Annotated in this window: 12 protein-coding genes; 5 read left to right on the top strand and 7 right to left on the bottom strand. The window is 67.2% G+C overall.

Going from position 1 to position 10,305, the window contains the following annotated elements:
* Together QN345_RS11045 and QN345_RS11040 are read right to left on the bottom strand one after the other, a co-directional pair.
* Nucleotides 1–242, bottom strand: a 242-nt coding sequence (locus QN345_RS11045) for a dihydropteroate synthase (RefSeq protein WP_416347661.1), incomplete at its 3' end; no start/stop codon positions are given.
* A complete protein-coding gene (locus QN345_RS11040) occupies nucleotides 242–1,579 on the bottom strand; it encodes an NAD(P)/FAD-dependent oxidoreductase (protein WP_322140972.1) in 1,338 nt (445 codons plus the stop codon). The genes QN345_RS11040 and QN345_RS11045, both read right to left, overlap by 1 nt.
* A gap of 141 nt (nucleotides 1,580–1,720) precedes the next feature.
* Between QN345_RS11040 and QN345_RS11035 the strand changes: the two genes are divergently transcribed.
* The 3 genes from QN345_RS11035 to QN345_RS11025 all read left to right on the top strand — a co-directional run bounded on the left by QN345_RS11035 (nucleotide 1,721) and on the right by QN345_RS11025 (nucleotide 4,587).
* Nucleotides 1,721–2,413: a response regulator transcription factor gene (locus QN345_RS11035; RefSeq protein ID WP_134450053.1), complete on the top strand. Its 693-nt coding sequence runs from the start codon at nucleotides 1,721–1,723 to the stop codon at nucleotides 2,411–2,413.
* Between the two features lie 31 nt (nucleotides 2,414–2,444).
* Nucleotides 2,445–4,178, top strand: coding sequence for a HAMP domain-containing sensor histidine kinase (locus QN345_RS11030; RefSeq protein ID WP_322188377.1), 1,734 nt, complete (start codon nucleotides 2,445–2,447; stop codon nucleotides 4,176–4,178).
* 118 nt (nucleotides 4,179–4,296) lie between these two features.
* On the top strand, nucleotides 4,297–4,587 hold the full coding sequence (locus tag QN345_RS11025) for a WXG100 family type VII secretion target (protein WP_134450051.1): 291 nt from the start codon (nucleotides 4,297–4,299) through the stop codon (nucleotides 4,585–4,587).
* A gap of 166 nt (nucleotides 4,588–4,753) precedes the next feature.
* Here the strand turns inward: QN345_RS11025 and groL are convergent, their stop codons facing one another.
* The 5 genes from groL to QN345_RS11000 all read right to left on the bottom strand — a co-directional run bounded on the left by groL (nucleotide 4,754) and on the right by QN345_RS11000 (nucleotide 9,060).
* Nucleotides 4,754–6,373 carry a chaperonin GroEL gene (gene groL / locus QN345_RS11020; RefSeq protein ID WP_134450050.1) on the bottom strand — a complete coding sequence of 540 codons (1,620 nt, stop codon included), beginning with the start codon at nucleotides 6,371–6,373 and terminating at the stop codon, nucleotides 4,754–4,756.
* A 129-nt stretch (nucleotides 6,374–6,502) separates the two neighbouring features.
* Nucleotides 6,503–7,513, bottom strand: a complete 1,011-nt coding sequence (locus tag QN345_RS11015) for a DUF3048 domain-containing protein (protein WP_134564054.1) — start codon at nucleotides 7,511–7,513, stop codon at nucleotides 6,503–6,505.
* 159 nt (nucleotides 7,514–7,672) lie between these two features.
* Nucleotides 7,673–7,876 (bottom strand): cold-shock protein, encoded by a 204-nt coding sequence (locus QN345_RS11010; RefSeq protein WP_134362230.1) that lies wholly within the window; start codon nucleotides 7,874–7,876, stop codon nucleotides 7,673–7,675.
* Nucleotides 7,877–8,100: 224 nt separating this feature from the next.
* Entirely contained in the window at nucleotides 8,101–8,676 is a 576-nt protein-coding gene (locus QN345_RS11005; RefSeq protein WP_322137242.1) for a LytR C-terminal domain-containing protein, read from the bottom strand.
* A gap of 69 nt (nucleotides 8,677–8,745) precedes the next feature.
* Complete coding sequence (locus QN345_RS11000) at nucleotides 8,746–9,060, bottom strand: DUF3263 domain-containing protein (protein WP_322188383.1); 315 nt, start codon at nucleotides 9,058–9,060, stop codon at nucleotides 8,746–8,748.
* A 259-nt stretch (nucleotides 9,061–9,319) separates the two neighbouring features.
* Here QN345_RS11000 and msrB point away from each other — a divergent pair, with 259 nt between their 5' ends.
* Nucleotides 9,320–9,721, top strand: a complete 402-nt coding sequence (gene msrB / locus QN345_RS10995; protein WP_134450046.1) for a peptide-methionine (R)-S-oxide reductase MsrB — start codon at nucleotides 9,320–9,322, stop codon at nucleotides 9,719–9,721.
* A gap of 3 nt (nucleotides 9,722–9,724) precedes the next feature.
* Nucleotides 9,725–10,303, top strand: a complete 579-nt coding sequence (locus tag QN345_RS10990) for a nitroreductase family protein (RefSeq protein ID WP_322137240.1) — start codon at nucleotides 9,725–9,727, stop codon at nucleotides 10,301–10,303.
* Nucleotides 10,304–10,305 lie beyond the last annotated feature (2 nt).

Raw genomic sequence — 10,305 nt, 5'->3', positions numbered from 1 at the left:
ATATCCGATGGCGCGAACTTGACCCCGCCGATGTCGACCCAGTCCGCGCCATCGGATATCGCCTGGTGCGCGGCAGCGACGGCCTTGTCCAGGGCGAAGGTGGCGCCCTGGTCGAAGAACGAGTCTGGGGTGCGATTGATGATCGCCATCACCGCGATCTCGCGATCGAAATCGAATTCGCGGCCGCCGATCATGCGACGGGGATGGATGAAAACGGGAAACGCGGCGGTACCGCCCGCCATCAGGAACCCACCCCTGGCGTCTCGGCGACCGCTCGACCGGCGTCGGCGCCGTGGCTCCGGGCGGCCGCGGGGCCGAGGAGGCTGTCGAGGCTTCGGGATTCGTCCCTCAGCGCGGACACGTCGACGCGGACGCGCGACCTGATCAGATTCTGGACGGATTCGTTGACATCCCAGACATTGACGTTCATGCCCGCAACCACACGGCCGTCGGCGACCCAGAACGCGACGAACTCGCGGGCAGTCCGGTCTCCCCGGAACACCAGCTCCGCATCCCTCGCCAAATCACCATACCCCGAGTATTCCATTCCGAGGTCGAATTGATCCGTGTAGAAGTAGGGAATCTCCTCGTAGCTCACCGCACGGTCGAGCATGGAGAGTGCGGCGGCCCGGCCGGCATTCTCGGCGTTCGCCCAGTGCTCGACCCGGAGGTGGTGTCCGAGAACGGGATGGAACACGCTCGCGACGTCACCGACCGCGAAAACCCCTGGCTCGTTGGTGCGGAAGGCCGCGTCGACGACGATGCCGTCTGCCACCTCGAGCCCCGCGTCGAGAGCGAGCCGCGTATTGGGTGTCGCGCCGATCCCGACCACGACGACGTCCGCGAGCACGACCTCTCCGGACGACCCGTCCTGGCCGGGGGTCCCGTCCGTGGCCGCCTGGAGCCGGACGCCCGTGACCCTTCCGTCCGTGCCGAGGATCTCGGCCACGCCGGTCTCCATTCGCAGGTCTACCCCGTTGGCCCGGTGGAGCGCGGCGAAGACTCCGCCGATCTCCGCGCCGACCGCGCGCTGCAGCGGCACGGCGCCCTGGCCGAGCACCGTCACGTCGTTGCCGTAGCTGCGGGCAGCCGCCGCAACCTCGAGTCCGATCCAGCCGGCTCCGACCACGACGATCCGGCGTCCCCCTGGCGCGAGCGCCGCCTTCAGCCGGGTCGAGTCGGCCACGGTGCGCAGGAGGTGGACGCCGTCCAGGTCTCCCCCGGGGCCGGGGAACGGCCGGGCGGCCGCCCCGGTCGCGAGAAGGAGCCGGTCATAGTGCAGCGTCCCGCCGCCGGCGTAGCTCAGCTGCCGCGCGTCGAGGGTGAGCGCCGTCACCGCGCGACCCCGCACGACCTCGATGTCCTGTGCGGCATACCAGTCGGCCGGGTGCACGTCGATCGAGTCGCGGGCGGATGTCCCGGCGAGGAAATCCTTGGACAGCGGCGGCCGGATATAGGGGTACTCGGCCTCCTCGCCAAGCAGAACGACCCGTCCGTCGAAGCCTTCGACGCGAAGCGCCTCTGCCGCGCGCGCCCCGGCGAGGCCGGCCCCGACGATCACACATGTTGCGATTTTCATGGCGTTCTCCCGTTCGAATCCGTCGCGGCGTCCACCTCCGATCAGCCCCGGCGGCTCCGCTCCCCACCCACAATCTACTCACGTCCGAACCACACCGGTCACTCACAGCAAAGGTCCAGCTAACGCGCAGATACTGGTCCAATGACTGATGGCCCCCGCATTCTTATTGTCGACGACGAGCCCAACATCCGGGATCTCCTCACCACCAGCTTGCGCTTCGCCGGCTTCGCCGTGCGGGCCGTCGGCAACGGCGCCCAGGCGATCTCCGCCGTGCTCGAAGAGGAACCCGACCTGATCATCCTCGACGTCATGCTTCCCGACATGAACGGCTTCGGCGTGACCAAACGCCTCCGTTCCGCCGGCTACACGGCGCCGATCCTGTTCCTCACCGCCAAGGACGACACCGAAGACAAGATCACCGGCCTCACGGTCGGCGGCGACGACTACGTGACCAAGCCGTTCAGCCTCGACGAGATCGTGGCCAGGATCAAGGCCATCCTCCGCCGCACGATGCACGCCGACGAAGACGCCGTCATCCGCGCGGGCGAACTGACCATGGACCAGGACACCCACGAGGTCCTCGTCGGCGAAGAACCCATCGAGCTCAGCCCGACCGAGTTCAAGCTGCTCCGTTACCTGATGCTCAACCCGAACCGGGTGCTCTCGAAGGCGCAGATCCTGGACCACGTCTGGGAATACGACTTCAACGGCGACGCCGGCATCGTCGAGTCCTACATCTCCTACCTACGGCGCAAGGTCGACGCGCACTCCTCAGAGCCGCTGATCCAGACCAAGCGCGGCTTCGGCTACATGCTCAAGGCTGCCAAGGCATAGTCCCAGACTGCACAAATAGACTGGCAGCCTGATGCATCAGTCACTCACGGAGCGGTGGAACCGCATATCCCTCAGGTCCAAGATCACCGGCGTGACCGTTCTCATGCTCACGCTCGGTCTCCTGGTCTCCGGGATCGGCACGATGGCCATGCTCCGGCAGTACGTGATCCAGCAGGTCGACGCGCAGCTCCAGGCGGATGCCCAGACGACGTCGGTCGCATACACCGCGAACGCCCTCGGGCAGAATAACGGCACCGTCGTTCCCTCGGACTACTTCGTCGCCCTGTACGACGAGAACGGCGAACTCCGCTACCATTCCTGGACCGACGTGCCCGTACGCGAGCTGCCGCAGATCACCATGCCCCTTGACCTCCAGTCGGTCAACGCGCTCAACGGCCAGACCATGCGCCTGCAGGACGCCTCGCACGACACCGAGTTCCTCGCGGTCGCGGTGCCGCTCGTCACCAACGTCCACGGCACCTACGGCACCCTCGTCATGGCCGTCTCGCTCAAGCAGTCCGAGAACACCGTCGGCACCTACCTCACGATCTTCCTCGGCTTCGGCCTGGGCGTCGTGCTCCTGGGCGGACTGATCACCCGGTTGCTCGTGACGAGCACGTTCGCCCCCCTGCGCGAGGTGGAGCGCACGGCCGCGGCGATTGCTGACGGCGACTTCAGCCAGCGGCTCGGCGGGGCGACCCCGAACACCGAAGTCGGCCGGCTCAACCGTTCCCTCAACACCATGCTCAGCAGGATCGATCGCCTGTTCAAGGAACGGGCGCGCACGATCGACCAGATGCGCCGCTTCGTCGGCGACGCGAGTCACGAGCTCCGCACCCCCCTCGTCTCCGTGCGCGGCTACGCCGAGCTCTACCGGATGGGTGCCCTGCAGACTCCGGAAGAGGTCGCCCAGGCGATGGAGCGCATCGAGAAGGAAGCGATCCGGATGGGCGGCCTCGTCGAGGACCTCCTCGAACTCGCCCGTCTGGACGAGACGAAGCCACTCGCGCTCACCCCCGTCGACCTGCTCCCCCTCGCCCGCGATGCGGCGCTCGACGCGATGGCCTCCGCCCCCGGTCGCACCATCACGGTCGTGACGGCGGCTCCCGACACGGACGAAGAGCCTGTCGTCCCGTTGGCCCCCGCCATCGACCTCGCGCACTCCACCGGCGAGGTCCCGACCTCCGCACTCGTGACGGTCCCCAAGCGGGCAGGCGAGGCCGTGGCCGTCCCGCACACGAACACGGTTTCCTTCGCCGGTGCGACCCTCGCGCGACTACGGACCCGTCGCCCCCGTAAAGCGGATGCTCTCGCCATCCTCCCCGAGCCAGTGCCGACCGCTGCCCCGACCGCCGCGATCCCCGCCGTCGTCATGGCCGAAGAGAACAAGATCCGACAGGTCATCACCAATCTGATGGGCAATGCCCTTCGCTTCAGCCCCGCTGACAGCCCCATCGAACTCGAGATCGCCGTCGACCGACGGAACCAGCGCGCATCCGTCGCCGTAATCGACCATGGCGAGGGCATCCCGCCGCAGATCCGCGACAAGATATTCCAGCGCTTCTGGCGCGCCGACACCTCCCGTGCACGCGAGACCGGTGGCAGCGGACTCGGCCTGGCGATCGTCGCGTCGATCGTCGCCAGCCACAACGGCACCGTCCAGGTCGTCGAAACCCCGGGCGGCGGCGCGACCTTCCGGGTCTGGTTCCCTCTCGCAGAGTCCCCGAACGCGCCGCAGCGCCTCGCGATCACCCCGGCGCCCTGACCCCGGCGGCTCCTCCCCTGGCGCGGGTGGCGGTGAGTTGTCCCCAGCCGGGGCGTACTCGCCGGCCCGGCGCGGCATCCGCCATACGGTGGCAGCACACCCCTCGAAAGGACTGCAGATGCCCCGGTACCAGGTAGACAGTGAACTCGTGCTCAGCACCACGACGACGGCCAGGGCGACGCTCGGTCGGATCCAGGCGGAGGTTGCCGCGCTGCTCGGCCAACTGACCGGGCTGGAGGGTTCGTGGACCGGGCAGGCCGCCGCCGCGTTCCAGGCCGCCGTGACGGACTGGCGGGCGACTCAGCAGCAGGTTGCGCAGAGCGCTGAAAGCCTCGGCCAGGCGCTCAACCAGGCCGGCCAGCAGTATGCCGAGATCGAGCAGGCCAACGCGCGGCTCTTCGCCCGGTAGCGGCGTCCGCCGCATTGTGGCGCATGCCGGGACGCGGCGGATGCCGGACGTGCGGAGACCGGATCGGGATCGTGCCTGTCCGGACGCGAAAACAGGGCGCCTCCCGGAGGAGACGCCCTGTTGGCGGTGAAGCGGTGAAGCGGTCTAGCTATCGAGCAGGGTGGACTTAGAAGTCCATTCCGCCGGACGGGTCGCCGACCGGAGCAGCGTTCTTTTCCGGCTTGTCGGCGACAACGGCCTCGGTGGTGAGGAAGAGTCCGGCAATCGACGCGGCGTTGAGCAGCGCGGAGCGGGTGACCTTCACCGGGTCATTGATGCCGGCGAGGAGCATGTCAACGTACTCACCGGTCGCGGCGTTGAGGCCCCAACCGATCGGCAGGTTGCGCACCTTGTCGGCGACGACGCCGGGCTCGAGACCCGCGTTGAGGGCGATCTGCTTGAGCGGGGCGTCGATGGCAACCTTGACGATGTTCGCGCCGGTCGCCTCGTCTCCGACGAGCTCGAGCTTCTCGAACGCGGTCTTGCCGGCCTGGATGAGGGCGACGCCACCACCGGCGACGATGCCCTCTTCGACAGCAGCCTTCGCGTTGCGGACGGCGTCCTCGATACGGTGCTTACGCTCCTTGAGCTCAACCTCCGTCGCGGCGCCGGCCTTGATGACGGCAACGCCGCCGGCGAGCTTGGCGAGACGCTCCTGGAGCTTCTCACGGTCGTAGTCGCTGTCGGTGTTCTCGATCTCGTTGCGGATCTGCTGAACGCGACCGGCGATGGCTTCGGGGTCTCCGGCGCCTTCGACGATGGTCGTCTCGTCCTTGGTGATGACGATCTTGCGCGCGTTGCCGAGCAGGTCGAGGGTGACGTTCTCAAGCTTGAGGCCGACCTCCTCGGAGATGACCTGGCCACCGGTGAGGATGGCGATGTCCTGCAGCTGGGCCTTGCGACGGTCGCCGAAGCCGGGAGCCTTGACGGCGACCGACTTGAAGATGCCGCGGATCTTGTTCACAACGAGCGTGGCCAGAGCCTCGCCGTCGACGTCCTCGGCGATGATGAGGAGCTGCTTGCCGGTCTGGATGACCTTGTCCACGATCGGGAGGAGGTCCTTGATGTTGGAGACCTTGGAGTTGACGATCAGGATGTAGGGGTCTTCGAAGACCGCTTCCTGACGGTCGGGGTCGGTCACGAAGTACGCGGACAGGAAGCCCTTGTCGAAGCGCATGCCTTCGGTGAGCTCGAGCTCGGTGCCGAGGGTGTTGGACTCCTCGACGGTGACGACGCCTTCCTTGCCGACCTTGTCGATCGCCTCGGCGATGATCGCGCCGATTTCAGCGTCGCCGGCAGAGATGGATGCGGTGGCCGCGATCTCTTCCTTGGTCTCGACCTCTTTGGCGTTGGCGATCAGCTCTGCGATGACCGCAGCGGTGGCCTTTTCAATGCCGCGCTTGAGGCTGATCGGGTCTGCGCCGGCTGCGACGTTGCGCAGGCCTTCGCGGACGAGCGCCTGGGCGAGGACGGTCGCGGTGGTCGTTCCGTCGCCGGCAACGTCGTCGGTCTTCTTGGCGACCTCTTTGACGAGTTCCGCACCGATCTTCTCGTACGGGTCGTCGAGTTCGATTTCCTTGGCGATCGAGACACCGTCGTTGGTGATCGTGGGGGCGCCCCACTTCTTCTCCAATACGACGTTACGTCCGCGCGGGCCGAGGGTGACCTTGACCGTGTCAGCGAGGATGTTCAGGCCACGCTCAAGGCCACGACGGGCCTCTTCGTTGAAAGCAATGATCTTTGCCATATGTGTTTCTCGTCCCTCCCGGACGTTACCAAAACGGTGATGGGTTGGCACTCAAAAGGAGAGAGTGCCAAGTCGATTCTGGCACTCAGGGGTCGAGAGTGCAAGTGAGCGCCGGGAAGCGTCGGGAGGCTACGGGACGAGTTCGACGGAGCCGGTGCCGTTCGGGATCAGTTCGATCCAGGTATTGCCCGGGGCGAGGCGAATGGTGACCCCGTTGTCGTCGATCAGCCGGATCGGGTCGGCCTGCCCGGCCTTCGACCACGTCGCGTGCACGGTCTTGCCGCCGGCGGACACCGAGCCCTCCCCCGTACCGATCATGACGGTCTTGGGCACCTCGCCGTAGGTGCCGTCGATGTCGACCCGGAGCACGAGGACGTTGGTGGCGCCCCTGCGGGCGCCGGTCGTGTCGAGGTCCGGGGCGCCCTCCTGCGAGCGCAGGTAGGCCTGTGAGGCGGTGTCCCAGCTCCAGCCGGGATAGCGCGATGCGGAGAACCGCGCGTTGATCTGGGTGATCGGGGTGCCATCGACCCCGGCGGTCGATGCCGCGATGCTGCCCGCGTACGCGAACTGCTGCACCGGCGGCGCGACAGAAGCGTTGCGCCCGACGAGTTCGGCGGCCTTCAGCACGACGTTGTGCGGCGCCTCCCTGTCGGCGACGCGGGAGAACAGGCCCGTCGTGTCGTAGTCGAAGACCGAGTTGATGACGGGGGTGGCCTTCATCATGTCGACGAAGACCTGCTGTCCGCCGGAGTAGGCGACGATTCCGCCGAACGGCGTGATGATGTCGGGGTCCATCGGCCGGATCGACCGCACCGGGCCGATCGCGTCGGGAATGTCGGACTGCCAGACGCCGACGTAACGGGTCAGTCCGCCCTCGACGAGTTCCTCGAAGACGATGTCAGCCCGATCCAGCGAAATCTGGGGCCTGGCGGCCTCGTGGTTGTCGATCTTCACGGCGAGGGACGGGTTCGCAGCCTTCCCGGCCGGCACGATCGTGCCACGAAGCGGCGCGATCGCCAGCGGCGCCGGGGCGTCGACGGCAGCGGCGGTGGGTTCCACGGTCGCCGTCGGCGTCGCCGTGGTGGGCGGCTCGGTTCCGGAGCACGCCGTCATCACCAAGAGGAGGCATGGAAGAAGCACGGCACCGAAAAGTCGTGCCGTGCTTCGCCCGTGGATTCTTGCAGTTCTTTTCGCTGTCACGCCCCACACCCTAACGCGGCAAACTCGCGGATGCCGCGCGGCTCGGGGTGTTGCCCGAGATTGGGTGCGCTTGGTGTGGGTGCGCCTGATCTTTTCAGATCAGACGGGACGTACCGACTCGGCCTGTGGCCCCTTTGCCCCGGTTCCCAGTTCGAAGATGACGTGCTGTCCCTCTTCCAAAACCTTGTACCCGTGCATGTCGATGGCGGAATAGTGGACGAAGACGTCCTGTCCGCCGCCGTCGACGGTGATGAAGCCGAAACCCTTTTCAGCGTTGAACCATTTGACGGTTCCGTTCGCCATGTGTAACTCCCCAGTGCTCTGATATTTTCGGCAACCGCCCGTTGGCCGTACCGGGCCTGGCGCATGTGACTGCGTCCATCCGGTCCGACCGGTCGGTTGCCCCAGGGGGCAACCGGACGAACGAGATGAGCGACCTGAGTCAAAGATTACTGAAGCCAAGAAAGAACGAAAGGGGGTTGACGAGGAGCCCCCGTGGAGTTATACAACCGGAGGCGAATGGCCGGTCAGGACGCAGGCGTGGTGCTTGACACGAAGTCAGCCCCGACGACGACCGTGAGGTCGGCCCCCGAGGTTGCGAAGTCGCTCGCGAGGAGCACCGTGGATCCCGGAAACGAAGCCGCGACCCCGCGGGCGGCGCCCTCGAGGGTCGCATCGGCGTAGTACACGGTCGTCTTGGTCACATCTTCTGTGCTCGCGTTACTGAGCGCGCCGACGGTCCAGCCGGCCGCGGAGAGGGCTTCCCCGGCAGCCTTGGCGACACCCGTGCCCTTTGTGCCGTTGAGCACGGTCACGGTGAGACTCGGATCGACCGTCGCGACGGCCGTCGGAACGGCGGTCGCGGCATCCGTCGCCGTGTCTGTCGCCGAGCTGGAGGACAGCCCGGGGATCGCGATGTTGAGTTTGTTGCTGAGCGAGGCCATCCCGAAGACTCCGAGGCCGATCAGGACGGCCGTTGCCCCCAGTGCCCACCAGAACGCAACCCAGTGGCGTCCCTTCTTTCCGGGGGCGCGATGGGCGCCCACTCGGTCGAGGGAGTGCGGCAGGTGGTCGAAGCGGTCTTTCGGATAGGTGGGAGGCATTGTGGGGCTGGGTCGATCCTCTTGTCGCGGGCGAATGGGTGGAACGTCGGGGTCGAAATCCGGCTGCGCCTAGGGGGCGGGGCTGGTTCGGTGCTCCGGAGCGCGCACTGTCCGGCGCTCCCGTGCCTGCTCACGGGCTGCACGCATCCGCTGCAGCCGTTTCACCAGCATGGGATCGTGAGCCAGGGCAAGAGGGGAGTCGATCAAAACGCCCAATAGTTGATAGTACCGGGCCGAGGACAGCCCGAACTCGGAACGGATCGCCTGCTCCTTGGCTCCGGCATGGGTGAACCAGCGCCGTTCGAAGCTCAGGATGCCGCGGTCGCGGTCGGTGAGGCCGCCCGGGGAGTCGGCGGGGTCCGGGTCACGCACGCCGTCCACCATCCACCTCTTTCACCATCGCCATTCGCTGCTCGAATCCTATTTGGCGTCGGCTATGGATTCGCTGGGCCACGCGGGTCGCTCCCTCGCCGGGAGGAAAAGTGCCCGGGCAGGCGCGGGAGCGTGCCGGTGAGCGTCCCGGTGTGAAAGTGCTGAACGGGCCCGGGAATCGGAATACGCCCCTGCCGGGCTGAGTTTAAGCTTGCTGGGAGGGTTGGCGGCCACGCTGCACTGCGCCCTCGCCCGATGGGAAGGATGAACCATGGACTACGAAGTCACGAAGTCAGACGCTGAATGGGCCGCGGAACTCGGGCCGGAGAAGTTTGCCGTACTGCGGCAGGCCGCCACCGAGCGAGCCTGGACCGGGGAGCTGCTCGACGAGAGCCGTTCCGGCATCTATACCTGCGGCGCCTGCCACGCCGAACTCTTCAAGAGCGGCACGAAGTTCGATTCCGGGTGCGGCTGGCCGAGCTTCTATGAGTCGGTGCGCCCGGAGGCCGTCGAACTCATCGAGGACACCTCCCTCGGCGTCGTCCGCACCGAGGTGCGCTGCGCGAACTGCGGTTCCCATCTCGGGCATGTCTTCGACGACGGTTTCGGCACCCCGACCGGCGACCGCTACTGCATGAACTCCATCTCGCTCGAGTTCAAGCCGGTCGACTAGACCGTGTGCACGCCGCTCGAGGCGATCGGCGGGCGGCGTTCGTCGTCCGCCGTGACACCGGATGCCCCCACGCACGACGACCTGCTCCCGCTCGTGGCCGCGTGTGCGCGCGTGGCCGACCACGGGGCCCTGCGACCCTGGCGCCTGATCGAGCTGCGCGGGGACGCCCGCATGCGGCTCGGGGCTGCGTTCGCCGCGGCATCCGCACGCCTCGCTGCTGAGGCCGGTGCGGAACCGCCGTCCGCTGCGGAGTTGGCCAAGCTCGCGGGCAAGCCGCTTCGGGCATCACTGTTGATCGCGGTCGTCGCGAGCCATCGGGAGAGCGACAAGGTCGAACCGTGGGAACAGGACGTCACAGCGGCGGGTGTCGGACACGCCCTGAGCCTCCTGTTGACACACGCCGGCTGGGGTGTGATGTGGCGCACCGGGGCGTTCACCCGCACCGCCGAGGTGCACCGGCTGCACGGGCTCGCCGAATCGGAGGAGTTGCTCGGCTGGCTCTATGTCGGCGGAGTGCCGTCTGGTGCGAAGCCGGGCGTCCGGCTCCCGATCGACCCTGCCGCGCACCTCACCGCCCTCTGACC

This window comes from Cryobacterium sp. 10I1 (assembly GCF_035019805.1).
GTDB classification, from domain to species: Bacteria; Actinomycetota; Actinomycetes; order Actinomycetales; family Microbacteriaceae; genus Cryobacterium; species Cryobacterium glucosi.
Note: the sequence above shows the minus strand (reverse complement) of the source record. Positions and strands in the feature narration are given on the sequence as shown.

What these genes read in the sequence shown, in the direction of transcription:
- QN345_RS11025 (WP_134450051.1), top strand. Translation starts at nt 4,297, where the DNA reads ATGCCCCGGTACCAGGTAGACAGTGAACTCGTGCTCAGCACCACGACG.
- QN345_RS11030 (WP_322188377.1), top strand. Translation starts at nt 2,445, where the DNA reads ATGCATCAGTCACTCACGGAGCGGTGGAACCGCATATCCCTCAGGTCC.
- msrB (WP_134450046.1), top strand. Translation starts at nt 9,320, where the DNA reads ATGGACTACGAAGTCACGAAGTCAGACGCTGAATGGGCCGCGGAACTC.
- groL (WP_134450050.1), bottom strand. Translation starts at nt 6,373, where the DNA reads ATGGCAAAGATCATTGCTTTCAACGAAGAGGCCCGTCGTGGCCTTGAG.
- QN345_RS11035 (WP_134450053.1), top strand. Translation starts at nt 1,721, where the DNA reads ATGACTGATGGCCCCCGCATTCTTATTGTCGACGACGAGCCCAACATC.
- QN345_RS11000 (WP_322188383.1), bottom strand. Translation starts at nt 9,060, where the DNA reads ATGGTGGACGGCGTGCGTGACCCGGACCCCGCCGACTCCCCGGGCGGC.
- QN345_RS11010 (WP_134362230.1), bottom strand. Translation starts at nt 7,876, where the DNA reads ATGGCGAACGGAACCGTCAAATGGTTCAACGCTGAAAAGGGTTTCGGC.
- QN345_RS11005 (WP_322137242.1), bottom strand. Translation starts at nt 8,676, where the DNA reads ATGCCTCCCACCTATCCGAAAGACCGCTTCGACCACCTGCCGCACTCC.
- QN345_RS11040 (WP_322140972.1), bottom strand. Translation starts at nt 1,579, where the DNA reads ATGAAAATCGCAACATGTGTGATCGTCGGGGCCGGCCTCGCCGGGGCG.